The sequence below is a fragment of the Streptomyces zagrosensis genome (assembly GCF_014203645.1).
GTDB lineage: Bacteria > Actinomycetota > Actinomycetes > Streptomycetales > Streptomycetaceae > Streptomyces > Streptomyces zagrosensis.
Map to the genome: position 1 here is coordinate 1 of NZ_JACHJL010000016.1, position 25,608 is coordinate 25,608.

Genomic DNA, 25,608 nt, shown 5'->3' on the forward strand with positions numbered 1-25,608 from the left:
GGTGGGAAGCGTGGCAGCAGTACGGGACGGAAGACCTGGAGCGCACCGTCACCGCGGCGCGGGCATGGGCCCGGTACTGGGCATCCCTCCCCGGGCGTGAGTAGCGAATTCCCGGTGATTCGGAGGGGTCCGGCGGTGGCGGTTCATGCGCGGTTTCAGGAACGGATGGGGCATCGCAGGTCGGAATCGATCCCGTTCGGGTGCTTCTGGCCGTCTTCCTGGTGCGCGGGCAGTGCCGGGCGGAGTCTCCGCAATGAACTCCCATCGAACCGCACAGAGCTGGTTCGGGCAGGCGTTCCTCGATGAGCACACCGACCTCATCCAGCAAGAACGCGCGCGCCGGCACCTGGGGGACGCGCCTGGAATGCCGGCCTTTCGCGACGTACACGAGCAGCTCACGTATGCCTTTACCCATGGCCTGATCACCGCACCACCTACCGCGGAGGTCCAGGCGCTGCTGGCGGCCGGCGACCTTGCCGTGCGCGACGCCGTCGCCGAGGACGCCAAGGAACAGGACGACCGCAGCATGGCACTGCGTCATCCGCTGCTGCTGGGCCGCTGGGAGAACGCCTTGCGAGACCTCGGACACCAGGTCACAGAGCAAGCATGGGTAAAAAGCCCCCATGGCTTAGGAACTCTTCCCGATGATTTCTATGCGCTCCCCCGGGCACAAGCGATGGACGTACTCAACGCCCGACGCTTCCTGGCAGCGATCCAGCAGCGGCGCACGGAGTACAAACGCTGCATTCGCCAACTCACCCTGGCACTGCGCGAGCGCGAACTCAACGACCCCCGCACGCTCGCGTTCGCCAAGGCCAAGGAAGCCGCCAACCAGTCCCTGAGCGACGCACACCCGGCTGAGTACGCGTTCATCCGCTCCGTGCTACGCCCTCACGAGGTGCGCGATGGCTACCTCCCCGGGGAACTCGTCGGCAACGACCAACGAGCGCAGATCAAACGGGACGTGCTGACAGCGCTGGAACAGGGCACCTGGCAGCAGGCGACGCCACCGCGACCACAAGAGACGCAAGCACACCAGACCGTGCATGAAGTACAACGCTAACGAGACCAGTTGACGCAGAGCACCATCTGTCCGCGGGCACCTGCCCGCCACGGCGAGGGGCTGGGCGGGTGGAGCCGAAGGCCATGGCCGGCCACGTCGCGGGGCGGTGGTGTTCGGTTCTACCGGGCTCGGTGGACATAGATGCGCTGCCCTGTGGGGCCTGCGGTGACGCGGTGGTGTTTCCACGGCGGGGCGTCGGCAACGGGGAGTTCTTTGGGCCAGCCGAGGTTTTTCCATGGGGGTTGGTGGCGTTGGCCGCGCAGTTTCATGAACGCTACCGGTTTGATGAGGTGGCCTGTGGCGCTGCCGGCGCCGTCGCAGGTGAGTGTGAGTAGGGCGTCATGGCCGTACGGGGTGTCGATGGGGGTGAGGATGGTGCCGCCGTGGCGGACTTGGTGTAGCCAGGCTGGGGGAATGGTACGCACTGCGGCGGTGGACACGATGCGGTCGTAGGGCGCCCGCGGTGGATATCCGAGCTCACCGTCGCCGGTGACCACCAGCACTTCGAGCGCGGGGTCAAGTCGCAGTAGTCGTTGCGCAGCCTCCTGCGCGAGAGCGGCGTCAATCTCCATGGTGACCAGGCGGCGTGGGCCTAGGCGGCGAGCGAGGAGCGCGGCGCTGTAGCCGGTGCCGGCGCCGATCTCCAGGACGTTTTCACCTGGTTGCGGGTCGAGGTGGTGGAGCATGTCCACCACGATCGACGGGCAGGAGATGGAGCTCGTGAAGGTACCGCTGGCCGGACCGTTGGCGGCTGGTGTCTGGCCGTCGTCCATCTGTGTGATGAGGGCGGCCAGCGGCCGGTACACCGCCTCCAGCCACTGCCGTGGTCGCACCGTGCGGTCTAACTGGGGGTACAGGCCGTCATCTCGTGCGTCAGGCCACCACACGAGGTCGGGCACGAACTGCTCACGCGGCGTGGCGAGGAAATCCTCGCGCAGCCAGGGCCGTTGGTGGAAGTACCCGGGCGCGTAGGTGTCGATGCTGCGCGCGCATGCGTGGCGCCAGTACCCCGGGTCCGTGGACATCGTCGCGCGTTGCTACTCGTCCTCGGGTGGTTGAGGGTCCTCTTCGGGCATCGGGTTGCCCGGGTCGCCAGGGCTGGAGTGCGGCCCCCCGACCTCCCCGTTCTGCTCCTGCCGATGCTCCACCTGAACGCCCCCTGACTCTCGTGGTCGATCGGTTACGTTCAGTGTGCCCGGTGCTCCGCAGGTGCACCAGCGATTCGAGCCACGCCATCGTGAACGTACGCGTAGGTGGGGTTCGTTGGGTGAGATCGGCCTTAATACCACCGAGCGCAGTGCGCGCAGAGGCGCGAACGTTCGGCGAGTGGCGCGGAGTCGCAGTTCTCCACGAGCATCGACCGCGCGCTGTCCGGTGCTGCGGACAACGCCCACTGGATCGGATGGGCCCCTCACGGCCGTCGAAAATAGCGGAATGCCGCCGACTGGGTGGGGGTGTTCCACGGTTAGAGGTAGGCGCCGTGGCGGTTGGCGAAGGCGCGGATGCCGGCGAGGTTGTGCTGTGAGTGGAGAAGGTCGGTGGTCAGGCTGCGTAGGGCGGGGCGTTGAAGTTCTTCGGGGGCGGTGCGTTCGATGGCGCGTAGCGCGGCGTAGGTCCTGGGGGCGTCGCCGATGCGGGCCCACATGCGGCCGGTGTCGGTGAGGTAGCGGGCGGCACGCTCGGGAGTGGGCAGGGTGCTGGGCTTGATGCGGCGGGCGTAGGGGATGCCGTCATCAGGGGTGCCCAGGGCGGTGTAGGAGGAGATCCGGTACATCGCGGCCTCGGCGGGCGTGGCGCCGTGGGCGAAGAGGAGACCGTCGCCGCCGGGGCGGGGGGTGCGTGCGATGCGGCGCAGGGTCTCGTCCGCTTCGTCCAGGAGGGCCAGTGCGCTGGTGCGTTGGCCTGCTACGGCGGCGCTGTAGCCGGCGGTGAGCAGGAGGATGACGGCGGCGTCGAGGGTAGCGGCCGGCGGTTGCTTGTCGTGGTTGTTGGTGAGGGTGAGGGCGGTTCGGCTGAGGAAGGCCGCCGCTTCTGCTGCTTGGCCGGCGCGGCGCTGGGTGATGGCGGCCATGCGGGCAGCGGCGGCGATGACGTGCGGGTCGCCGCTGGCGCGGGCGGCGTGCAAGGCGCGGTCGCTGGTGGTCCAGGCGACGGGCGAGTGCTGCTTGACGGCCAGTTCGGTGGCCAGGACGTAAGCGCGAGCAACGTCGGCATGGGCCTGGTCGCGGGCGTGGCCGACGTGCTGGTGGTCGCGGGTGGCTTCGGCGGTGGCCACCAGGTGGGGCAGGGCGGCTCCCAAGGCGCTGTAGCGGGCTGCGGCGAAGGCTGCGCGCCCTTGGGTGAGTGCCTGGGCGAGGTCGGTGGGTGGCACAGGGCGACCCGGCAGCGGCTCGAACACCACTTGCTCTAGCGGTGCGATGGGGTTTGCGGCCCGGGCAGGTGTGGGGGCGAGCATGCCGGCACTGAGGACCACGGCTCCGGTGATGAGGTTGCGGCGTCTCATGGCGTCCTCCTGGTGCCGTGATTGCGCTGGCAGGCCCACCCTAGTAGGGCTCGGGGGACCGGTGGGGACGCTGTGCGAGGTGGTGCCTGGGAGAGTGCGGGCTTGGACGGTCGTTCGGCTCAGCAGGTGCGGCGGGACGTCGAGGCCGGTAGCGGTGCGGTCGAGAACGTCGGCGCTGGTTACGCGTCGCGCACCCCGCTCGATGGCGCTGATGTCGGACTGGGCCAGGCCGGTGAGCGCGCCGAGGCGGGTCTGGCTGGCGCCGGTGTGACGGCGGTAGTGGCGAAAGACCGTAACGATGTCGCGGTCGATGAGCGCTTGGCGCACAGCGGGGTGATTCCACAGCTCAGGCGGCGTGACCGGGTCGCTCGGGTGCACGCAATGCCCCTTCCGCGCCCCGGCCGCACCCGAGTTCGCCGGTGACGTCCAGGTTGTGAAGCTCGACGTGGACACCGGCCGCCTGGACATCGCTCCCGGTTCCCGCGCGTACGCGTCCAGTTGCGATAGAGCATGCCGAAACCGGTCGCGGCGGCCAACGGGTGGGTGCCGGAGGCAAACGCCCGCTCGCCGGGCCGGCGCTCCTCGTGCATGGTGTCGTGAGCCGTCGATGCTGAGTCCCTTGACGGGCTCGACGGCGCATGTGACGGCCTGCGGTACCGACTGGGTGGTGCCGCAGGCTCGAAATAGGGCTGCGCGGTATTCGCTCACGGCAGACGAGGAACCTCCCGAAAGACTGGAAGTCCCGCTGGCGCTATGTCAACGTACAACACCCGTGAACAACGAAGGCGGTAAACGATCCGGTGGCTGCTCCATCGAAGGGCCCCCCCTTTCACCGGTGTCTGCCGGCACGTGACTTTTATCCTTTCCGGCTGCTCGACCTCAACTCCTCAACGCTCGGCGCGTCGATTACGTGGACCGCCCACAGCCAGTCCGTGTCAGGCTTGGTCGGCAGCAAATGGCGAGACTCCGGCGGAGCGAGCGCAACATAGGTCACGATCGCCGGTTGGCCAAACCGGCGATCGTGGCAACGATTGACATCGTTCGCAGCTGGCTGTGCTGGGCGGTGAGCCGCGCGACCACGCTGTCCCTTCATGCCAGCTTTTACGGCCATGCGGAGAGCGTCTTCCGTCCTTCAACGCATGCGACGGTGATGCGCACTTCACTGTGCTCGTCTCAGTAATTGATGACTCTTCACGATTCGAAGGAACCGTCAATGGCCCGTCCCCCTGCGCTCAAGCTTGCCGAAGTCTTGGCGGAAATCCGCATGAGCCCATCGGCCTTCTATCGCCTGCGTGCGCGCGGTGAAGCGCCTCGAATGATCAAGCTACCCAATGGTGAACTGCGCTGCCGCCGCGCCGACCTGGACGCGTGGTGGGAAGCGTGTGAAAGGGACACGCCTGTATGGCGATGAGCTACAAGGTACGGTTCTGGGATATTCGTGACCGGCCCGACCGCCGCAAGGGGTTCGAGGTCCGCTGGACGGTCAATGGCCGGGAAAAATCCGAGTCATTCCTCACGAAGGGGCTCGCGGAGAGCCGACGCGCCAAGCTGATCACTGCCGCGCGCGACGGCGAACCGTTTGATCCACAAACGGGTCTGCCGGCCTCCGAGCTTCGGGCCTTGAAGCAGCGCATCACTTGGTATGCCTTGGCGAGGGAGTACATCGAGCAGCGGTGGGACCGGACACCGGGAAACACGCGACGCACGCTTGCCGACGCCCTGGCCACCATCACCCCAGCCTTCGTCGAGTCAGGGGCCGTGCCGCGGGCGCCTCGCGTGCTGCGACGGGCGCTGTACTCCTGGGCGTTCAACAAGAACGCCTGGAGAACCGCTCCGCCGGAGGAGTGGCAGGACGCGCTGGAGTGGCTGCAGCGTTACTCGCTGCCCGTCAGTGAGCTGGAGGAACCCGACGCGCTGCGCCGGGGGCTCGATGCGCTGTGCCGCAAGGTTGATGGAACGGCCGCTGCCGCGAAGACCGTGAAGCGCAAGAAGGCCGCCGTTAACGAGGTTTTCGGGGTGGCAGTCGAACGCGGGTACTTCCATCAAAACCCGCTAAGCGGCCTTCGTTGGTCGGCGCCTGAGGTCGCCGACGAGGTCGATCCCGACTGCGTGCCGAACCCGGCTCAGGTCGCACGGCTGCTCACCGCTGCCAAGGCTCTCCCTGGTCGCGGTCCGCACCTGTACGCCTTTTTCGGCTGCATGTACTACGCCGCCATGCGCCCGGCTGAGGTCATCCATCTGCAGAAGCCTCAGTGCCGCCTGCCGGCGAGCGGCTGGGGGCTGCTCAACCTAAAGGGTGGTGTCGTGGCGGCAGGCAAGGAGTGGACCGATCACGGAGCTGTCCATGAGATCCACTCGCTCAAGCGACGTGCGGCCAAGGCCACGCGGCCGGTGCCCATCCCGCCCGTGCTCGTTCGCATGCTGCGCGAACACATAGAACGCTTCGGCGTCGCCCCCGATGGGCGTCTCTTCCGTAACGCGGCGGGGAACTACGTCGATGCCGCGGCGTACGGCATCACGTGGAGACGGGCGCGTGAGGCCGCCCTCACCCTCGACGAGCATGCCCTCGAACTGGCCAAGCGCCCCTACGACCTGCGCCACGCAGGCATCTCGTTCTGGCTTGCCTCCGGCGTTGACCCGGCGGAGTGCGCGCGCCGAGCCGGACAGAGCATTCAAGTCCTCTTCCGCTCCTACGCCAAGTTCCTGGCCGAGGCACGGAACCACGCCAACCACTTGATCGAGGAGTCGATGCGCCGATGGCAGACGCCGGCAGACGATGAGGAGGGGCCCTTAGCCAGGACTTGGCCCGGAAATGCCCCGGAACAGCTGGTCAGAGGCGGGATACCAGTGGGAGATATGGGGAGTAGAGGCGCATTTCGACTCGCCTCCTAGCTGCGCGCCTCGAAGGGCGCCTGACGGACAAAAGCCCAGGTCAGGCGCCCATTTCCCGCTTCTAGAAGAACCCCAGCGCCTTCGGCGAGTACGACACCAGCAAGTTCTTGGTCTGCTGGTAGTGATCGAGCATCATCTTGTGGTTCTCGCGCCCGATGCCGGACTGCTTGTAGCCTCCGAACGCCGCGTGCGCGGGGTACAGGTGGTAGCAGTTCGTCCAGACGCGGCCCGCCTGGATCGCGCGGCCTGCGCGGTAGGCGGTGCTGCCGTTGCGGGTCCAGACGCCCGCGCCGAGTCCGTACAGCGTGTCGTTCGCGATCTCGATGGCGCTGTCGAAGTCGGTGAACGAGGTCACCGCCACCACCGGGCCGAAGATCTCCTCTTGAAAGACCCGCATGTGGTTGGCGCCCTCGAAGATCGTCGGCTGGACGTAGAAGCCGCCCTCAAGGTCTCCGCCGAGCTCCGCCCTGGCGCCTCCGGTCAGGATCTTCGCGCCCTCCTGCTGGCCGATGTCCAGATAGGACAGGATCTTCTCCAATTGGTCGTTGGATGCCTGCGCGCCGACCGTCGTGGTGGTGTCCAACGGATGGCCCTGGACGATCTGCTCGGTGCGTTCCACTCCGGCGGCGATGAAGTCGGCGTAGTGGCCCTGTTGGATCAGCGCCCGGGAGGGAGAGGTGCACACCTCGCCCTGGTTGAGGGCGAACATCGTGAAACCTTCGAGCGCCTTGTCCAAGAAGGCGTCGTCGGTGGCCGAGACGTCGTCGAAGAAGATGTTCGGGCTCTTGCCGCCCAACTCCAAGGTCACCGGCTTCAGATGCTCCGATGCGTACTGCATGATCAGCCGCCCGGTGGTGGTCTCACCGGTGAAGGCGACCTTGGCGACCCGGGCGCTGCTCGCCAGCGGCTTGCCGGCCTCTACACCGAAGCCGTTGACGATGTTGAGCACACCCGGAGGCAACAGGTCGGCGATCAGGCCGAGCCACACATGTATCGACGCGGGGGTCTGCTCGGCGGGCTTGAGGACGATGGCGTTGCCCGCGGCCAGCGCCGGGGCCAGCTTCCAGGCGGCCATCAAAAGAGGGAAGTTCCACGGGATGATCTGGGCCACCACGCCCAGCGGCTCGTGGAAGTGGTATGCGACGGTGTCCTCGTCGAGCTCCGAGAGGCTGCCTTCTTGCGCGCGAATGGTGCCCGCGAAGTAGCGGAAGTGGTCGATGGCGAGTGGGACATCGGCCGCCAGTGTCTCTCGTACGGGCTTGCCGTTGTCCCAACTCTCCGCCACCGCCAGGGCTTCGAGGTTGTCCTGCATCCGGTCCGCGATCCGGTTCAACAGCACCGCGCGTTCGGCTGGTGACGTCTTGCCCCACGCTGGAGCCGCCGCGTGCGCCGCGTCGAGCGCCCGTTCCACGTCTTCGGCGGTGCCGCGGGCGATCTCCGTGAACGTCTGGCCGTTGATCGGGGTGGGGTTTTCGAAGTACCGGCCCAGCACGGGCGGCACATAAGCGCCGCCGATCCAGTGGTCATAGCGCGGCTGAAAGCTCACCACGGCGTCGTCGGAGCCCGGATTCGCGTAACGAGGCATGAGGCGACCTCCCGATCAGGTGCCGCCCGCTCCCGGCACGGGCGGCGCTGGCCGCAGGCTAGGGCCCGGCATGTTGCGCGGAGGTTGCGCTCGGGGGCCGCCGTCCACGGCGGGGGCGTGCGCCGTCAGTCCGTACGCCGTTCGCAACCGCCGAGCGCCACGCGCGACCGAGGCGCGGTCTGGGCTGTGCGCCGGCAGCGCGGCGAGCAGCGCCTCCCGTGCCTCCAAGTCGCCCTCGCCCCACGGTGTTTCCGCCCAGCGGCGCAGCAACTCGACATCGTGGCTACTCAAAACGGCGCGGCGTACTCGGTCATCGAGGACCGCCCTCAGCCGGCGGATGCCGGGGGCCTCCGACAGCGGGAGCAGCGGGCCCTGATACGTCTGGAGTGCGGCGTGCGGACGTCCGGCGGCCAACTCGTCGGCCGCCGTCAGCACATCGCACCGGACCGAGGCGCACAGCCGGTACGGACGCGAGCCGAGCAGGGGGCCCACCCGTCTGCGTAGCCGAGACAGCTCTGCGCGTAACGTCACGGGGTCCACGGATCGCTCGCCGTACAGCAGCAGCGCTAGTCGGTCGCCGGTTAGGCCGTCCGGATGGCAGGCGAGCAAGACCATGATCTCGCTGTGCCGGCGGCTCAAGCGCAGTCGGCGCCCCTCGGCCACCAGCAGCGCCTCGTCACGCCCCAGGGCGCTCACCCAGGCGCCGGGACCCGTGGTGGGTCGTTCCAGCGCCGCCAGCTCGGCCTCGGCCGCGCGCGCCGTCGCCTGCACCAGGGCGAGGCTGTGCGGCCCGGCCAGGTGGTCGCCGCCGGTGATGTCGATCGCGCCAAGGAGCCGCCCGGTGTGCGGATCGCGCACCGGAGCCGCCGCGCAGGTCCATGGCTGTACCTGGCGGCTGAAGTGCTCGGTGGCGAAGATTTGCACCGGGTGGCCCACGGTGAGCGCCGTGCCCGGTGCGTTGGTGCCCGCGTATCGCTCGTCCCAACGGGCACCCGCTACGAAGTTCATGTCTTCCGCCCGGCGCAGTACGCCCCGGTGTCCCTCGACCCAGAGCATGCGGCCCAATTCATCGCAGACCGCGAACAAATGGGCGCCGTCGTGTGCGACGCCGCCCAGCAGGTCCCGGAACAGCGGCAGCACCCGGGCCAGCGGATGGCTGCTGCGGTAGGTCTCCAGGTCGCCCGCCGCCAGGGCGATCGGCGCCACCCCGTCCCTGGCCACCCGTGCCTGAGCCGACCGGCGCCAGGACTCCGCCACTACCGGTCGCACCGACGGAGTGACAGAGCCTCGGGCCAAGAACTCCTCCCAGCCCACGCGCACCGCTCGCGACCTATCCGCGGGATCGGTCCCTGGTGGCATCGCCAGCCATGGGTTCACGGGCGGGTTGACGGGCGGGTTGACCACGGGGTCTGCCTCCTGGGCTCGCACCGGACGACTTACGGCGGAGAGGCGTATCCGCACGTGTGGCAGATCTTCCAGCCGTCTTGGTTGATGGCTAGTTGACCGCCGCAGTTCGGGCATTGCTCGGCTCGCGGGGCCGTATGGTGCGGCCGTCGAACGTCCGTGGTGTCGGACAGTACGCCACTTGTCGCTCTCATGTTCCTCGTCCGTTCTGCGGTCCCCAACGTCCCTGCCAGGTGGATGCCCCAGATACGAGCGGAACACGCCCGCGCGCGGGGCCCGACCCGTGTCGCATTCACACGGGGTGTGCGCGGAGCACCCATCATGAGCGGTCTCCACACGCTGCCGAACGCCGCCATCCGGCAGTTGACTGGAGGTATGCCGAGTCGGGCCAACCCGGCGTACGGCGGTCACGGCGATGCGGCGGCTCGCGTACTGAGCCCACGCAAGCCGCAATCGTTACGCGCTAATATCGGCCGATATATAGGGTCAAGAGTGTGGCCGCTGAGCCGATTGAGGCACAGCTGAACCGTGCTCAATCCATGAGCTCGACGGCGCACGGCGCCACTCGAAGCTTACGAGAACGGCGACTGCACAAGCGCGAGGGACCACGCCGCGGCTCCATCCCCCTGGGCCGGCGGCCACCCACCGCCCCGTACCACCGGGCCGAGGTGCGGGGCGGCGCTTGCGCCCTCTTCAACGACTTTGCGCCCCCGCACGCCAGTACCCCGGCGGCGAGTGCAACGATATGTCCGTCATGGAAGCGGGGCGTGTACTGCGAGCGCTGCGAGCAGCGATGTTCGCGGCGGTCTGCGTGCTGCTCGCAGCCGCCGGACACATGGTCATGTCCGGAGCCCCCATCCCGCTGTGGGCCATTGGCGCGGCCCTGCTCGGGACGGGCACAGCGGCCTGGTGCGCGGCGCGCTGCGAGCGTGGACCGTTGCTGATCATGACGATGACGATCGGCGCCCAGATGGCGCTGCACACGCTGTTCAGCGTCGCCCAGACGGCGGCCGGTGCACACGGCGCCGGGCATGGAAGCGAGCATGGAAGCGGGCATGGACACTCCGCCGCGCACGGTGCCGACGCCGGTGCGTCCGACGCCTTGCGGGAGAGCATCGCGGCCGGTGGTTCCGTGCTGCCGCCCAGTTGTGGGTTGCCCAACCCGTTGGTGACAGCCGCAGCCGACGGCAGCGGTGTCTCGTCCGGTGGTGGCGGCGGTAGCGCCGGCCTTGGCCAACAACTGATCGACGTGGTCCGCGATGTGCTCTCCACCGCGTACACCGTGGCTCTGCACGACGGGCACGGTGGGCTGGGCATGTGGGGCGCGCACCTGTTGGTCGCGCTGGTTTGCGGCGTGTGGTTGTGCGGTGGTGAACAGGCGGCGTTTCGCGTGGGCCGGGCCATCACCGTGTGGCTCTTCGCGCCGCTGTGCGTGCTTTTTCGCGACACCGCACCCGGGCCCCAGCCGGAACACGGGCGGTCGGCCGCTTCACACGACGAGCACCGGCCACGGAGCTTGCTGCTCGTCTATGTCATCGCCACGCGTGGTCCGCCGCCACGGGTCGCCGTCATCTGACGGCTCATCCACTCGGCAGACCACCTTTCCGGACCGCCCGCCCGGCGACCGGAACCGGCGCGCCCACGTGCGCGCTGGAACTTAGGAAGGACCCATGGCGATGACTCCTGCCCACCCCAGGGCGGTACCGGCACGGCGCACGGCGCCCTGCCGCAACACGGCGACCGGCCGCGCCACCGCGACCGGCCGTACGCAGCTACCCGGCCGCCCCCAACACCGGCTGACGGCCACCATCGCGACCCCCACGACAGCTCCTGTCGCGGCTCCCGTACAGCTAACGCGCCATCCAGCCGATGCGAGCGGTCAGTTCGCGCAGCGTTCTCGCGTGGCGTTCCCAGTGCCGGCAGTTGGCACAACCGTGCAGATGGGCATCGACTGCCGGCCCGGTTATGCCGGGCGGCAGAGCCTCGCCGTCAACCCTGGCGGAGAGGGCGGTACGAGTATCGGAACAGTGCACCCGGCCATGGTCCCCGCTGCGGGGGCCGGGCCGCGAACCGCCCCCTGTGGCGCGCGATCGCGCAGCAACCGTTCCTCCCGTGATTTGGGATGCGACACCATGGAGCGCGGTGGTGCCCGTGCGTGAGCGTGATGACGACGCGGTGACCGCATGGGCGCTGGCGGCGCGCGGTGGCGACACCGAAGCGGTGGACCAGTTCATTCGGGCGACCCAGCGCGACGTGTGGCGATACGTGTCGCGGCTGAGCAACGATCCGCAGTCGGCCGACGACCTCGTTCAGGAGACGTATCTGCGCGCGCTGCGTAGCCTGCCTCGCTTCGAAGGCAGGTCATCGGCCCGCACCTGGCTGCTGTCCATCGCCCGGTACACCGTCGTGGACCGGCTGCGCTTCAACGCGGCCAGGCCACGGCTGTCCGACACCGACGACTGGCAGACCGCCGCGGAACTGGCGCAATCGCGTGAGCTGCCCGGATTCGACGAGGGGGTCGCCCTTTCGCAACTGCTCGGGCAACTTCCGTACGAGCGGCGCGAGGCGTTTGTCCTTACCCAGCTCCTCGGGCTGCCGTACGCAGAGGCCGCACTCGTGGCCGGCTGTCCTGTGGGCACCGTACGCTCGCGTGTTGCGCGGGCCCGCGAGGCGTTGATCGCACAGTTGGCAAGCGCGGAACGGGCCGGGGCCGGGCCGTTGACCGCTGCCGCGCCGCTGCCTGTGGCCACGGCGGGTACCGGCTCGGTGCCCGGTGCGGCTGGGGCCCGTGGTGCGCCAGCGATGGGAGCGGTGTCCAAGGTCTGCCCGGTACCGGAGCCAAGCGCGGTGCCGGCCGCGGACCCGACAGGTAGCGTTGCCGCACCAGCTCGCGTCCCCGAGCTGGCCGGAATGCGCTGAGCCGACCAGGCGGGGGCTCGCGGGGCACGACCCCGTGGGCCCCCGCCGTACGGGGGCGGCGACGAGCCTCTGTGGCGCCAGCAGCGGCGCTGCCCTTGCGGAGCCCGATGGTAGAGCCCAACACGGAGGGGCTACGCCCCGCTGAGCCCGGCGCAAGCCCGCCGAGTCCCGTTGCAGCCGGTTGAGCCCCGATGCAGCCGGCTGAGTCCCCACTTGAGCCGCGCGGTCGGCGTCCTTTCGGCAGGGGACGTGCCAGTGAGCCCCGCCACAGGCTGTGCGGCGGGGCTCATGGGGCGCGCTTGCGGCGGAGGGGGAGCCGCCCGGAGCCGCTGGACCCGTTTGCCGGGGCGGCCAGCGGACGCGCGCCGCGCTTTTAGCTCCCCGGCCGCACCACCAGGGCGTTGACCCGCAGCGGGTCACTGTCGCGGAAGTGCAGGACGAACGGCACCCGTTCGCCCAGCCGCATCTTGGGCGGGTCCTCGACCATGACGTCAAGGCCGGCAGCGCTCATTTCGACCGAGCCCCCCGCGGACAACCGGACCGATGCGACCATCTCCATCGTGCCCACGCCGTTCTTGTCCACGCTGCGGCTCAGCATCACCCGACCGGCCTTCGCCGGCGTCGAGACCCGTACGAGCTGGTCATCGGCACCGCCCTCGTTGGTCAGGTTGAACAGCGCGGCCGTCGCTTCCGGGTTGGACGGGAGCATGATCCGCGCATCGACCAGCGTGGGTTTAGCGGGGCTGCCCGCCGCGCCGGACGCTGTCCACGCGGTGAGGGCGCCCAGCGTCACGACGCAGGCGAGCACGGGTGCCAAGACCGCGGTCAGCGCGCCCTTGCTCCACGTGAAGCGCCACGGCGGGGACGAGCTGGCCGGCGCACGTGCCGCGGCGGGTGCGGGTTCGCTGGCGGCATCGGATGCGTTGGGCATGGGCTCCTCGCTCATGACTGTTCCCCGGCGGTCTTGGCATGGACGCGCGGTCCGGACGGCCGGGGGCCGCCGGGGCGACGACCGCCGGGCCGCGAGCCGCTGGAGCGAGCCTGGCCCGATGCGGCCTTGGCCGATGGGGGCTGCCAACCGCGCAGCCGCAAGCTGTTGCCGACCACGATCACGGAGCTCGCCGACATCGCGGCGGCGGCCACCATCGGGTTCAGCCAGCCCACGGCGGCCAGCGGCAGCGTCACCGCGTTGTAGCCAAACGCCCAGGCCAGGTTGGACCGTACGGTGCCCAGCGTGCGCCGGGCCAGCCGTACCGCGTCGGGCAGCGCGCCCATGTCCTCTCGTACGAGCGTGATGTCGGCGGCGCCGATCGCGGCGTCCGTGCCGCCACCCATGGCGATGCCGAGGTCGGCATGGGCCAGGGCCGCCGCGTCGTTGACGCCGTCGCCGACGACGGCGACACGGTGGCCGCGCTCGCGCAGCGACTGCACCAACTCGGCCTTGCCCTCGGGCGTGCACCGGGCATGGATCTCGGTGACGCCGAGGCGGTCCGCGACGGTACGCGCGGTCGCCTCGCTGTCCCCGGTCGCAAGCACGGTCCGTAGACCCAGGCGGCGCAAGTGGTCCACCGCGCGATAGCTGCCGGGCCGCAGGCTGTCGCCCAGCGCGACGACGGCCTCCGGCACGCCGTCCACGCGCACCAGCACCGCCGTGTGCCCGGTGCTCTCGGCGCTACGCACCGCGTCAACCAGTTCCGTGGGCAGCGGCTGCTCGGCCGAGCCGTCCGTTGCCGCCACGGCTGCGGACGCGGCGTCCGGACGGGAGACGGTCACCCGCCGCCCAGTTACCTGACCGCTGACGCCATGGCCCGCCGTTGCGGCGAATTCGGTGACCGGCGGCAGTTCGGCGTCCTCGGGCGCCGCGCGCCGAGCATGGCTCAGCAGAGCACGGCCCACCGGATGCTCTGAGCCCTGCTCGACCGCGCCCGCGAGGCGGATCACGGTCTCTTCGCCGAGTCCGTCAGCGCGGCAGGTGATCTCCGTGACGCCCATGACGCCGATGGTCAAGGTGCCCGTCTTGTCCATCACGATGGTGTCCACGCGGCGCAGCCCCTCCAGCGCCTGTGGGCCCTTGACGAGGATGCCGAGTTGGGCGCCGCGCCCGGTGGCGGCGAGCAGCGCCGTGGGGGTGGCCAGGCCCAGTGCGCACGGACAGGCGACGACCAGGACGGCCACGGCAACCGTCACCGCGGCCTGCGGGTCGGCGCCGGCGCCGAGCCAAAAGCCGCACACGGTGACGGCGATGGCCAACACGATCGGGACAAAGATGCCGGCCACCGCGTCCGCGAGCCGCTGCGCCTTCGCCTTGCCTGCCTGCGCGTCCTCCACCAGGCGGGTGATGCGCGCCAGTTGGGTGTCGGCGCCCACGGCCTCGGCGCGTACCTCAAGCAGCCCGCCCGAGTTCACGGCACCACCCACGACCGCTGACCCGGGGCCCACCTCGACCGGCGCGCTCTCGCCTGTCACCAGCGACATGTCCAGGGCCGAACCGCCCTCGGTCACGACGCCGTCGGTAGCGACCCGCTCACCCGGCCGTACGACGAACCGATCCCCGACCTGCAACTGCTCGATGGGTACGCGCTGTTCGACGCCGCCCACCCTGATCACCACGTCTTTTGCGGCGAGGGAGGCGAGCGCGCGTAGCGCGGAGCCGGTGCCGTGCCGGGCGCGCGCTTCACACAGCCGCCCGGTCAGTACGAACAGTGGGACGGCGACCGCCGCCTCCAGATAGACGTGCGGCGTGTCGCCCGATGCGGACGGCAACAGCGTGAACGGCATCTCCATGCCTGGCTTGCCGGCGCCGCCGAAGAACAGCGCGTAGGTTGACCAGGAGAAGGCCGCGATGGTGCCGAGCGAGACCAAGGTGTCCATGGTCGCAGCGCCGTGCCGCAGCCCGCGCGCAGCCCGCGAGTGGAAGGGCCACGAACCCCACACCACGACCGGCGTGGAGAGTACGAAGCACACCCACTGCCAGTTGCGGAACTGGAGCCCCGGGGCCATCGAGATCACCAGCACCGGGATCGAGAGCAGCGCCGTGATCAGCAGCCGGTCCCGTTCCTCACGGGCGACGGCCGCCTTTTTGCGCTTCGTCGCGTCGTCTGCGCTCTCGCCGCTGGTGCCGTCAGCACCGCGCTTGCCCGCGTCGCCGGGCCTGGCCGATGAGGGCACCGGCTCGGCGGTGTACCCGGCCTTCTCGACGGTGGCGGTCAGCTCAGCCACGGAGACGGCCGCGGGGTGGGTGATGCTGGCGCGTTCGGTGGCGAGGTTGACGGTGGCGGTGACGCCCTCCACACGAGCGAGTCGCTTTTCTACCCGGGATACGCAGGCGGCGCAGGTCATGCCGCCCACCGTCAGCTCGGTGGTGAGCATGGCGGGGCGGGGCGCCGGTGGCGGCTCAGCGGTGTAACCGGTGCGCTCCACCGTGGCGATGAGCTCGTTGGTGGAGACAGTGGGCGGGTGGGTGATGCTGGCGCGTTCGGTGGCGAGGTTGACGGTGGCGGTGACGCCCTCCATGCGGGCGAGCCGTTTTTCTACGCGCGAGACACAAGCGGCGCAGGTCATGCCGCCGATGAGCAGCTCGGTCGTAACCGAGGTGACGGGTGTGGTCACCGCACACCTCCGGCCGCGAGCGGCGAACCGCCGGTGAGGACCGGCGAGATGACGCCCATCCCGTGGTTGTTCATCCCATCCATGTCTCCCATGCCGCCGCCGGACCCCCCATCGCCGGAACGGTGCAGGCCAGGGGCGACCGGCCCGGCCGCAGAACCAACGGCGTACGAAACGCCGAACAGGGCCCCGAGTAGCAGGACGAAACCGATGAGCAGGAGAGCCGGACTGTACTGAGGTGAGGTCATCGCCGCTCCAAGACGGACAAAGGCGGACAGGTGGGGAAGGGCCACGCGCGAGTCCCGTCGGGTAGCGGACCACGACGTGCGCGACGCGAAGGGAGACGGAGGCGGGCAGGAAAATCGATTGAGCGGGGGCGGGGTCGAGAGGGGTCAACAGCCGGGGCGCGAGGTGACGCGCTGTGCTCATTGGTTGGGTCGGCAGGGACGGGGAGATGCAGTGGTACGGACGAGCAGTGTGGGCTAGCAGGGGCGGCGGGTACGGGCGACAGTCATGGCGGAGACGATGCGCGGCATCATCGTGACACGGGCTCCCCCCGATACGGCCCTGTTGATCCAGCCGCGCGGCACGTGAGGTTTCTCCCTGCATGCCCCGGGAACTGGGACGTTCGCCGCCCCGACTTCCTATGGATGAAGGGGTCTTTAGGCATCGCACCCGCGTGCCGGCCCCTCAGTCGGTCACAGTCGTGACCACCCGCACCATGGCTCTGACCTGGTCTGGACCTGCGTTACGGCGTGTCACAAGCGATCAGCCACAGGCGCCTCCCGTGGCCGCTGATCGGCTACCGGCAGCCGCTCCATGATCAGCGCCGCCGCATCGTCCTGAAGATGACCCCCGGTGTGCGCGGCCAAATCTGTACGCAATCGGCCCAGCAATGCGGGCGTGGACAGCGCGGCCCACCGGTCGAGCCGGTCCGCCAGCGGATAAAACGAGCCATCCGCGGCCCGCGCCTCGGTCACGCCATCGGTACAGGCAAGCAGCCGGCAGCCAGGCGGCAGCACCACTCGCTGCGTTTGCCGGACATGGTCGGCCAGCTCGCCGAGGCCCAGCGGCAGGCCCGGTTCCTCAAGCTCGACCTCCCGCACGCTCCCGTCCGGGCCGATCAGATACGGCGCGCAGTGACCGCAGTTCACGATGAGCAGGGGAATCGCCTCGTCCTGGCGCGGCGGCTCGCCGTCCGCCCGTTCCCTGGCAGTGTCGTCCGTGCCGAGCACCAGGGCCGTGACGAAGCGCTCCGGAGCGTCCGGCGAGCTCTGCTCCTGCGTCGAGGCGTTATAGCGCCCCAGGCCCTGTTCCATGGCGACCACACCACTGGTGAGGCTGCGCCGATGGTAGGCGGCCTCGCGAAAGGCGGTCAGCACGGCCGCGCCCGCGCCCAGTGTGCTCAGCCCCTTGCCCTGGACGTCACCGATGAGCACCCGGGTGCCGTACGGGGTCTGCACGGCCTCGTACAAATCGCCGCCCACCAAAGCGTCCCGTTGCGAGGAGACGTAAAAGCCGTCCACGACGACCTCCCGGGTGCGTAGCGGCAGCTGGCGCAGCAGGGCGCGTTGGGCGGCCTCGCCGGTGGCCCGCTCCCGCTCCAGGAGTGCTTCGCGATCGCGCAGCAGCCTGGCCACCGCGATGCTCGCGCCCACCATGAGGGCGTTGCTGAGGATCGCTCCGGCTCGGGTGATCGCGGGAACATCCGCGGGCAGTACGCCGTAAATGGCGGTCATGGCGATGAAGTCAAGGGCGCCGATGACGATCGTCTGGCGGTAGGTGCACAGCGCGGCGGCGACCACCGGGGCGATGGCGGCGTAGACGTCCAGACGCATATAGCGCGAGGTGAGCTCGTCGATGACGACGATCATCGCCAGGTAGGCGAGCAGCACCACAAACAGGCCGCTGGTGAACCTATGGGTGCGGAACCGCCACGGCACTGTGGTGAGACCTCCGAGTTGGGCTGCGGATGATTTCAGGCTGGCACGGACCGGCGCCGGCGGCCACCGCACGTGGCCACCGGCGCCGGTGGGTGAAGGAGTGACCGGGCGGCGATCTGCCGGGCCAGCGGGTGTTCCTAGGTGTGCGGGGTGAGCGTCAGCCCGTCCGTTTCGATCGAGTCGGCGGTGACGAGCGCCTGATCGGCCTCGACCTTGGTGAGGAAGATGAACGGCGGTACCAGGGGTGGCACCGGCAGTCGGTCCGGGGTGAAGGTCAGACACAGCAGGCCCTCGACGCAGCCCTTGAACCGGCTCAGGTACAAGGTCACGTGGCCCTTCAACTCCAGCGAGTCGGCCCCGAGATCCAGCTCCGGGGAACCGTCGCGGGTCTTCATCCGGTAGTCGGTGAGCGAGGCGGCCTGCATGTGGAGCACCATCACCTTGAGCGGCCCCTTCGCCGTCGGCAACTCGGTGACGCCGGCGACGATGAACCCGTGCGGGCTGAACTTGGTGGTGGTGATCGTCGGCGGCGTGGCCGCCACCGGGAAGCCGGGCCCCTTGGCCGCGGGTGTGGGCGCGTCGGAGCCTTCCGGGGAGGGCTGCGGCGCCTGGGACGGTAGCTGGGGGAATGCGGTGGTGGGCCCGGCATCGCCGGTGGGCTTGGCTTCCCCGGGTGTCGGGGCCAGCGCGGCAGTGAGTTCCTGTGTCGCCGCGGTGTGCGGGGCGCCTGGCGCGGCGGGTGTGGGCGCCGGTGGGTGGCCGGAGCTGCGGGGCATCGGTGCGCCGCGTGCGGGCACCCCCACGGCGGCGACCAGGACGAGGACCGGAACCAGGAGCCCGAGCGTCCGTACGGTCGTCCCACCCGCCAGGCGCCTTTCGGCGCCACCGGACGCCGCGCCCGCAGCCTTCCCCTCCGCCGTCTCCCCTGTGCCTCCACCTTCCTTTTCCTTCTTCTCTTCCTGCGGTGAGGCGCCCTCGGCCCCGTCACCGGGGCCCGTCATCCGGTCGTCCGCACGGTCCGGCGCCGTCTCGCGATCCGGCGCCCCGCCGGTGGCGTCGGGGCCGGCGCCGGTGCCGGGCCTTGGCGGTGGGCCGATGTCGGGTGGGAACCCGGCATCGGCCTGTGTCGCGGGGGTCTCCCGAGGCGTCCAGCCGAAGCCCATCGCGCTGCCGACGATCCCCAGCACCATCCCGATCAGAAAGCCGCCGAGGTTGGTCGCGGCGAAGGACAGGACCGAGAGCAGGAGCGCGTTGATGCTCACGTAATGCCGGGCGCGGGGAGTGAACCACAGGAACAGTCCGGCGACGACCAATGCGATGCCGATGCCGATCGCGGCGATCCCGCCGAGGCCGAGGCTGACCAACACGGTCAGCGGCGACAGCGGGATGGCCATCAGTTCCAGCCCACCGAGCACCAGCAGCAGCCCGGCCCAAAACGGCCGGGTGTGCCGCCACTCCCGGAAGGCGTCGCGCTGGGGACGCAGCGGCAGCTGGTCGGCCCTTGCCCGCCCCTGCGCGCGCAGCGCCGTCAGGCGCCCGGCGAGCGTGGGGGAGTGCGCCGCGGGGCCCGGCGCACTGTCCCGCGGGGCGGCGCCGGGTGGGATGGCCCCGGCCATGGACGAGTTCCCCGACGCGCCGTGCTCCTCGCCGGGCGGCCCGCCGCGGTTCAGAAGCACTTGTCGCCGTCCAGGCTGACGCCGAGCTTCAGCCCCTTGAGCCGAAAGTTGCCGCCGGTGGCGGACCACGCGTGCGACTTCACGTTGGCCACCTCGATGTCCCCGGCCTGGAGCCCGAATGCCCCCTTGTCGCCCTGGATGCCGGGCGTCTCATCCAGAGTTGAGGCGTCGCGGCCGAGTTGAACCGTGCCGAACCGGGCGTCGCCTGCCAGGTCTTCGGCGTCGATGATCAGGTTGCTGGCGGTGACCTTGCCCGCATCACCGCCCGCGGTCAACTTGAAGGTCACGGTGCCGAGTGGGGTCTTGACCTCGGCGGATTGGCAGATGTCGTTGAGGCTGGCCTGGTCGAGCCCGAGGAGTGAGACCGGATGCCCTTTGCCGTCCAAGGAGCGGTCGGTCTCCACGTACGAGGCCAGCCCGTCGCTCGACAGCTTGCTGGACGCGACCTGGAAGCTCGTACCGGAGACGGCGAACGACGCGGCGAGCACGCCCTGCGCCATCAAGGTCGCCATCGCGCCGACCGCGAGCACTGCCGGGACGCCCACGACTGCCGTCCGCTTCCACGCTGTCCTGCCTGCCGGCAGCCGTTCTTGAGATGCCTTCACGGCGCCCTCCACAAGAGATAGGTCTCCCCTTGGGCAGTGGGGGAGAGGTCGTCACGCGATCACGGAAGCGACCGCGCATCGGTACGGAGGCACTGCACTGCGGTCTGTGGGCAGGCGGGGGTACCCGTGGCGGGGGCGTCTCCGAGCCTGGCCTGACGCAGCCGTGGTGAGAGCAGTCCGCGGCCTGACGTCCCTCTGCCATACTGCGGATATCTCACGGCAGTTGGAGAGTAGGCGCGAATTTGAATAATAGTCAACGGGTCGGACGCGGTACTTCCGAGACGGACGGCGGCACCGAACGTTCCCAAGCACGGCGGGCGGAACTCATCGCTACTGGCCGCAGGTTGTTCGCGGACACGTCGTACGACGCCCTGTCGATGGACGACATCGCGCGCCAAGCGGGCGTCGCCAAGGGGCTGATCTACTACTACTTCAAGAGCAAGCGCGGCTACTACCTGGCGATCATCGAGGATGCTGTCGCCGAACTCGTCGCCCGAGCCGAGCAGACCCGTGATCTGCCGCCTGCGGAGCGGGTGCAGCAGACCATTGACGGCTATCTGCGCTACGCACAGCACCACCAGGCGGCCTACCGGGCGATCGTCACCGGCGGGGTGGGCTTCGATTCGCAGGTGCTGGCCATCCGCGACGGGGTGCGTGAGCGGCTGATCTCGACCATCGGCGCGTTGGCGTGGGGTCTGAGCTCGCCCCCGCCGGTGGCTCGGCTGGCGCTGATCGGTTGGATGGCGAGCGTCGAGGGGATCACGCTCGACTGGCTCCAGGGGCAGGAGTTGGAGCGGGACGCGGTGCGTGCGCTGCTGATACGCGGGCTACGGGACACGCTGTGCGCCATTGAGAAGTTCGCGCCCCAGTGCCCGGCCCCGTCCGCGCCCCGGCTGTGAGGGCCCTTCGATCAGTCAGTGCCCGCCGCGCTCGCCGTCCCCGGGTGCTCGTCCACGCCCCCACTGGGGAGGTGCCCTGGCCGCTCGCGATGCGGGCGCCCCGCGGGCCCATCCGCGTACGGGCCGGCGGACGGCCACGCCGGTGGACGCGGTCGTGGATGCGGTCGTGCACGCGGACAAGGGGCGGGAAACCGGTCCACCGGCTCCCCGCCCCTTGTCGCCTGGGCCGCGGTCGTTACCTGATCACCCGCGGTCGCCTTCGGTCGTCACATGAGCTATCGCGGTCGTTTGCGATCACTCGGTGTCCGTTACTTGATGGCCTTGATCAGTTCGCCACCCGAGGTGTCTCCGCTGAGCTCCCAGAAGAAGGTGCCGCCGAGACCCTGCTGCTGCTTGTAGTTCATCTTGCCGCCGATGGTGGCCGGGGTGTCGTAGCTCCACCACTGGTTGCCGCAGTGGGCGTACGCCGTACCACCCACGGTGCCGTTGGCCGGGCAGCGACCCTTGAGATCCTTGTAGTCCTCGATGCCCTGCTCGTACTTGCCGGGCGCCGGCCCGGTCGCCTTGCCGCCCGGCTCCTTTTGCGTCACTCCGGTCCAGCCGCGGCCGTAGAAGCCGACGCCGAGCAGGAGTTTGTTGGCCGGGATGCCGAGGCCCTTGAGCTTCTTGATCGCGGCGTCGCTGTTGAAGCCCTCACGCGGGATGCCCTGGTAGGCGGTGAGCGGAGAGTGCGGGGCGGTGGGCCCCTGTGCGTCCCAGGCGCCGAAGAAGTCGTACGTCATGGGCATCAGCCAGTCCGATTGCTGCGCGGCGCCCTTGTAGTCGGCAACATCGATCTTGCCGCCGTTGGAGGCGTCGGCCGTGATCGCCGCCGTCAGCAGGTTCTGCTGTCCAAACTTGGCGCGTAGCGCCGACATCACCTTCGTCAGCGAGTCCTTGCCGCTGGTGTCACAGGTGAGGCCGCAGGCGTTGGGATACTCCCAGTCGATGTCGATGCCGTCGAAGACGTCCGCCCAGCGCGGGTCCTCGACCAGCTTGTAGCAGGACTCGGCGAAGGCCGCCGGGTTCTTAGCGGCCTGACCGAAGCCGCCGGACCAGGTCCAGCCACCGAAGGACCAGATCACCTTGAGGTTCGGGTGCTTGGCCTTGAGCTTACGGAGCTGGTTGAAGTTGCCGCGCAGCGGCTGGTCCCAGGTGTCGGCCTTGCCATCGACGCTCTGGTCGGCGGTGTACGCCTTGTCGTAGTCGGCGTAGCTGTCGCCGATGGTGCACTTGCCGCCCTGGACGTTGCCGAACGCGTAGTTGATGTGTGTCAGCTTCGCCGCGGAGCCGGACGTCTCGATGTTCTTGACGTGATAATTGCGCTGGTAGACACCCCAGTTGGTGAAGTAGCCGACGACCTTGTCGCCCGCGGCCTTGCTGGTGGGAGTGTCTGCGCTGGCGGGGGTGGCAGCGGTGGAGCGTGGTGCCTGGTCGCGCTGGGCGGTGACCGCGCTCTCGGTCTGGCTCCCGCCCTTCACGTCGCCCGAACCGGCCGCGGTGGCTGGACCCACGCCGGTGAACAGCGTGCCGACCAGGACTGCGGCTGAGGCCGTAAACGCCGTGACCATCGCGGGCAAGCGGAAACGGGTTCGCTGTGATCTGACCATGGAGTCTCCTCGGTGGGGGGAGGTGGGGGGATCAGTGCGAAGAACGCGCAATGCGCACAAAGCGCTGCGCAATTTGACATGAACGCGTTCTCTTCTGCGAGGAAACCGTAGAAGGACTAGACCACTACGGTCAATGGTTCGGACCAATTCGCGCGTGACGGAACATGGCTGGCAACCGGTGACGTGAGGCCGCTGATCGGGCATACTCCAAGCCGCTACAGCCGCAGGTCATCCCAGGTCGCAACCCGGCGAGGGAAGATCGGTTGAGCCGCTGAATCGGCGGTGCCGCCTAACCCGGGCGCCCCGTCGCCGCGCCGATGGGCGCCCCAATAGGGAGGAGAGCGCCGTCATGACTCACCCAGGCTCGCAGCCGGTGGAGCGACAGTTGCCCACTCAGGAGTCCCGTGACCTGCTCGCGCTGGTACGCGACCTCACGGCCCGCGAAATCCGGCCACAGGCGGCGGAAGAAGAGGACGCTGGACACTTCCCGCGCGAGGTCTTCGCCCTGCTCTCCACCTCCGGCCTGCTCGGGCTCCCGTATCCGCAGGAGTACGGCGGCGGCGACCAGCCGTACGAGGTCTACCTCCAGGTCCTTGAGGAGCTCGCCGCGGCGCGGCTGACCGTTGGGCTCGGCGTCAGCGTCCATACGCTCGCCTGCCACGCGCTCGCCGAGTTCGGCTCCAAACAACAACGCACCGAGCATCTTCCGGTCATGCTCAGTGGCGGCGTGCTCGGCGCGTACTGCCTGTCCGAACCTGCCTCGGGCTCCGACGCCGCCTCGCTGGTCACCCGCGCCGCACGCGAGGGGGACGGCTGGTCCATCAGCGGCACCAAGGCATGGATCACGCATGGCGGGGTCGCCGACTTCTATTCGGTGCTCGCCCGTACCGGCGTCCAGGGCCCGCGCGGCATCACCGCCTTCCTCGTCCCTGGCGACACCGAAGGGCTCTCGGCGGCGGTGCCCGAACGCAAGATGGGCATGAAGGGCTCGCCCACCGCCCAAATGCACTTCGACGGGGTGCGCGTCCCCGACGAGCGGCGCATCGGTGACGAGGGACAAGGCTTTTCCATCGCCCTGTCCGCGCTGGACGCAGGGCGACTTGGCATCGCCGCCTGCGCGATCGGTGTCGCCCAGGCCGCACTGGACGAGGGCCTGCGCTACACCGCCGAGCGGCAGCAGTTCGGCCGCCCGATCGCCGACTTCCAGGGCCTGCGCTTCATGTTGGCCGACATGGCCACCCAGATCGAGGCCGGCCGCTCGCTGTACCTGGTGGCCGCCCGACTGCGCGACGCCGGCCAACCCTTCTCCAAGCAGGCCGCGATGGCCAAGTTGTTCTGCACGGACGCCGCGATGCGTGTCACCACCGACGCGGTCCAACTCCTGGGCGGCTACGGCTACACGCTCGACTTCCCCGCCGAACGCTACCTGCGCGAGGCCAAGGTGCTACAGATCGTCGAAGGCACCAACCAGATTCAGCGGATGGTCATCGCGCGGCACATTGCGGGCCACGAGTCCCGCTGACCACGGCAGATACGGCAGATACGGCAGATACGGCTGGTGCGGCTCGTAAGGGAGCTGACGCGGCTCGGTACGGGGACGCTCGTACGGCCCGTATGGCTGCTCCATTGCGGCGTGGTGGGCCCCATGGCGGGGCGCACCACGCCGTCGCCTGTCGCCCCGGGGGATGGTCGGCCGCCGACACGCGCGCGCAAGCGTGGCCGGGCCGGGGCTTGCGAGCCGTGGCGGGGTGGGCTGCGGGGGCGTCACCGATCGTTCGCGCCCCCGGTGTCCGCATGCCATGCCCGGCACACCGGGCCCGCTGACACTCTGCTGTGCCTTGGCCTAAGCCTTGGCCGAGCCGTGAGAGTCCTCGGACCACTGGAGTCGTCATGTCACCGTCCCCGTTCACCCGCCGCCATGGAATGCGCGCGGCGGCAGCTGCCGCCCTGGCGCTGCCCCTCGCTCCCGGCGCCGCCCACGCCGTCAGCCCCGCCAATGCCACCGCACCCACCGCCTCGTCACACGGCGGAAGCGACGACCACCTACGCACCATGACCTTCAACCTGCGCTACGCATCGGCCACCCCGCCCCACTCCTGGGCCGAACGCCGCCCGGTCACCCGTGCACTGCTGCGCCGCGAACGCCCGCACCTCATCGGCACGCAGGAGGGCCTGTACGCCCAACTGCGGGACATCGCCGAGGACCTGGGCCCGCGATACGACTGGATCGGCACCGGACGGCAAGGCGGCAGCCGAGACGAGTTCATGAACATCTTCTACGACACCCAGCGGCTCGCCCCGCTGGAGTACGACCACTTCTGGCTGTCCGGCACGCCGTATGTGATCGGCTCCAACACCTGGGGCAACGCCGTGGTGCGCATGGTCACCTGGGTGCGCTTCGCCGACCTGCGCACCGGGCGGCAGTTCTACGCACTCAACACCCACTTCGACCACCGCAACCAATCCGCGCGCGAGCGCTCCGCCACCTTGATCGCGGAGCGACTTCGCGGCCTGGACCCGGCCCTACCGCGCATCGTGACCGGTGACTTCAACGTGCCCGCGCACCACAACCCGGTCTACGACACCCTGCTGAGCCAGGGCAACCTGGTGGACACCTGGGACAGCGCGGATAGGCGCGGAAAGCTGTACGCGACCTTCCACGGCTACCAGCCGCTGACACCGGACGGCGAGCGGATCGACTGGATTCTCACCTCGCCCGGAGTACGCACTCGCTACGCATCGATCAACACCTTCTCGCGCGCTGGCCAGTTCCCCAGCGACCACCTGCCGGTCCAAGCGCTCCTGGAGCTGTGAGGGGCCCGCGGGCGCAGCCCCCATCCGGCAGGAGGTAAAGACGGCTTTTA

Annotated in this window: 20 protein-coding genes; 8 read left to right on the forward strand and 12 right to left on the reverse strand. The window is 69.5% G+C overall.

The genetic code is table 11. The annotated features are described in order from the left end of the window. Positions 1–253 precede the first annotated feature (253 nt). The gene (locus FHS42_RS26020) at positions 254–1,063 is read left to right on the forward strand and encodes a hypothetical protein (protein WP_184576066.1); all 810 of its coding nucleotides are present in this window, start codon (positions 254–256) and stop codon (positions 1,061–1,063) included. Between the two features lie 119 nt (positions 1,064–1,182). On the opposite strand, the gene FHS42_RS26025 is transcribed toward FHS42_RS26020, so the two are convergent. Together FHS42_RS26025 and FHS42_RS26030 are read right to left on the reverse strand one after the other, a co-directional pair. Next, positions 1,183–2,088: a methyltransferase domain-containing protein gene (locus FHS42_RS26025; RefSeq protein WP_184576068.1), complete on the reverse strand. Its 906-nt coding sequence runs from the start codon at positions 2,086–2,088 to the stop codon at positions 1,183–1,185. A gap of 440 nt (positions 2,089–2,528) precedes the next feature. After that, entirely contained in the window at positions 2,529–3,944 is a 1,416-nt protein-coding gene (locus tag FHS42_RS26030) for a helix-turn-helix domain-containing protein (RefSeq protein WP_184576070.1), read from the reverse strand. An 835-nt stretch (positions 3,945–4,779) separates the two neighbouring features. On the opposite strand from FHS42_RS26030, the gene FHS42_RS26035 reads away from it, so the two are divergent. Then, positions 4,780–4,977, forward strand: coding sequence for a helix-turn-helix transcriptional regulator (locus tag FHS42_RS26035; protein WP_184576072.1), 198 nt, complete (start codon positions 4,780–4,782; stop codon positions 4,975–4,977). Then, positions 4,968–6,458, forward strand: a complete 1,491-nt coding sequence (locus FHS42_RS26040; protein WP_246495425.1) for a tyrosine-type recombinase/integrase — start codon at positions 4,968–4,970, stop codon at positions 6,456–6,458. Before FHS42_RS26035 ends, FHS42_RS26040 begins: the two co-directional genes overlap by 10 nt. Positions 6,459–6,519: 61 nt before the next feature. On the opposite strand, the gene exaC is transcribed toward FHS42_RS26040, so the two are convergent. Continuing rightward, positions 6,520–8,043, reverse strand: coding sequence for an acetaldehyde dehydrogenase ExaC (exaC, locus tag FHS42_RS26045; protein WP_184576073.1), 1,524 nt, complete (start codon positions 8,041–8,043; stop codon positions 6,520–6,522). A gap of 15 nt (positions 8,044–8,058) precedes the next feature. Beyond that, entirely contained in the window at positions 8,059–9,402 is a 1,344-nt protein-coding gene (locus tag FHS42_RS26050) for a GAF domain-containing protein (RefSeq protein WP_184576292.1), read from the reverse strand. 790 nt (positions 9,403–10,192) lie between these two features. On the opposite strand from FHS42_RS26050, the gene FHS42_RS26055 reads away from it, so the two are divergent. Then, positions 10,193–11,023, forward strand: a complete 831-nt coding sequence (locus FHS42_RS26055; protein ID WP_184576075.1) for a PE-PGRS family protein — start codon at positions 10,193–10,195, stop codon at positions 11,021–11,023. A 274-nt stretch (positions 11,024–11,297) separates the two neighbouring features. On the opposite strand, the gene FHS42_RS36315 is transcribed toward FHS42_RS26055, so the two are convergent. Continuing rightward, positions 11,298–11,681 carry a zf-HC2 domain-containing protein gene (locus FHS42_RS36315; protein WP_221476897.1) on the reverse strand — a complete coding sequence of 128 codons (384 nt, stop codon included), beginning with the start codon at positions 11,679–11,681 and terminating at the stop codon, positions 11,298–11,300. Here FHS42_RS36315 and FHS42_RS26065 point away from each other — a divergent pair. Further along, positions 11,563–12,366: a sigma-70 family RNA polymerase sigma factor gene (locus FHS42_RS26065; protein ID WP_376772703.1), complete on the forward strand. Its 804-nt coding sequence runs from the start codon at positions 11,563–11,565 to the stop codon at positions 12,364–12,366. The two genes, FHS42_RS36315 and FHS42_RS26065, sit on opposite strands and share 119 nt — an antisense overlap. A gap of 373 nt (positions 12,367–12,739) precedes the next feature. On the opposite strand, the gene FHS42_RS26070 is transcribed toward FHS42_RS26065, so the two are convergent. The 6 genes from FHS42_RS26070 to FHS42_RS26100 all read right to left on the reverse strand — a co-directional run bounded on the left by FHS42_RS26070 (position 12,740) and on the right by FHS42_RS26100 (position 20,196). Beyond that, positions 12,740–13,312, reverse strand: a complete 573-nt coding sequence (locus tag FHS42_RS26070; protein WP_184576079.1) for a copper chaperone PCu(A)C — start codon at positions 13,310–13,312, stop codon at positions 12,740–12,742. Beyond that, a complete protein-coding gene (locus FHS42_RS26075; protein ID WP_246495441.1) occupies positions 13,309–15,927 on the reverse strand; it encodes a heavy metal translocating P-type ATPase in 2,619 nt (872 codons plus the stop codon). Before FHS42_RS26075 ends, FHS42_RS26070 begins: the two co-directional genes overlap by 4 nt. Positions 15,928–15,971: 44 nt before the next feature. Further along, complete coding sequence (locus FHS42_RS26085; protein ID WP_184576081.1) at positions 15,972–16,220, reverse strand: hypothetical protein; 249 nt, start codon at positions 16,218–16,220, stop codon at positions 15,972–15,974. Positions 16,221–16,730: 510 nt separating this feature from the next. Next, positions 16,731–17,915: a PP2C family protein-serine/threonine phosphatase gene (locus FHS42_RS26090; RefSeq protein ID WP_184576084.1), complete on the reverse strand. Its 1,185-nt coding sequence runs from the start codon at positions 17,913–17,915 to the stop codon at positions 16,731–16,733. A 137-nt stretch (positions 17,916–18,052) separates the two neighbouring features. Beyond that, positions 18,053–19,531, reverse strand: a complete 1,479-nt coding sequence (locus FHS42_RS37460) for a DUF6114 domain-containing protein (RefSeq protein WP_246495426.1) — start codon at positions 19,529–19,531, stop codon at positions 18,053–18,055. Between the two features lie 50 nt (positions 19,532–19,581). Then, positions 19,582–20,196: a DUF6230 family protein gene (locus FHS42_RS26100; protein WP_312867044.1), complete on the reverse strand. Its 615-nt coding sequence runs from the start codon at positions 20,194–20,196 to the stop codon at positions 19,582–19,584. 242 nt (positions 20,197–20,438) lie between these two features. Between FHS42_RS26100 and FHS42_RS26105 the strand changes: the two genes are divergently transcribed. Further along, positions 20,439–21,095 carry a TetR/AcrR family transcriptional regulator gene (locus tag FHS42_RS26105; RefSeq protein ID WP_184576086.1) on the forward strand — a complete coding sequence of 219 codons (657 nt, stop codon included), beginning with the start codon at positions 20,439–20,441 and terminating at the stop codon, positions 21,093–21,095. A gap of 308 nt (positions 21,096–21,403) precedes the next feature. Here FHS42_RS26105 and FHS42_RS26110 read toward each other — a convergent pair whose 3' ends face one another. Next, a complete protein-coding gene (locus FHS42_RS26110) occupies positions 21,404–22,744 on the reverse strand; it encodes a glycoside hydrolase family 18 protein (protein WP_246495428.1) in 1,341 nt (446 codons plus the stop codon). Between the two features lie 349 nt (positions 22,745–23,093). Here FHS42_RS26110 and FHS42_RS26115 point away from each other — a divergent pair, with 349 nt between their 5' ends. Together FHS42_RS26115 and FHS42_RS26120 are read left to right on the forward strand one after the other, a co-directional pair. Further along, positions 23,094–24,266: an acyl-CoA dehydrogenase family protein gene (locus FHS42_RS26115; protein ID WP_184576087.1), complete on the forward strand. Its 1,173-nt coding sequence runs from the start codon at positions 23,094–23,096 to the stop codon at positions 24,264–24,266. 368 nt (positions 24,267–24,634) lie between these two features. Next, the gene (locus tag FHS42_RS26120; protein WP_184576089.1) at positions 24,635–25,558 is read left to right on the forward strand and encodes an endonuclease/exonuclease/phosphatase family protein; all 924 of its coding nucleotides are present in this window, start codon (positions 24,635–24,637) and stop codon (positions 25,556–25,558) included. Positions 25,559–25,608: the final 50 nt, after the last annotated feature.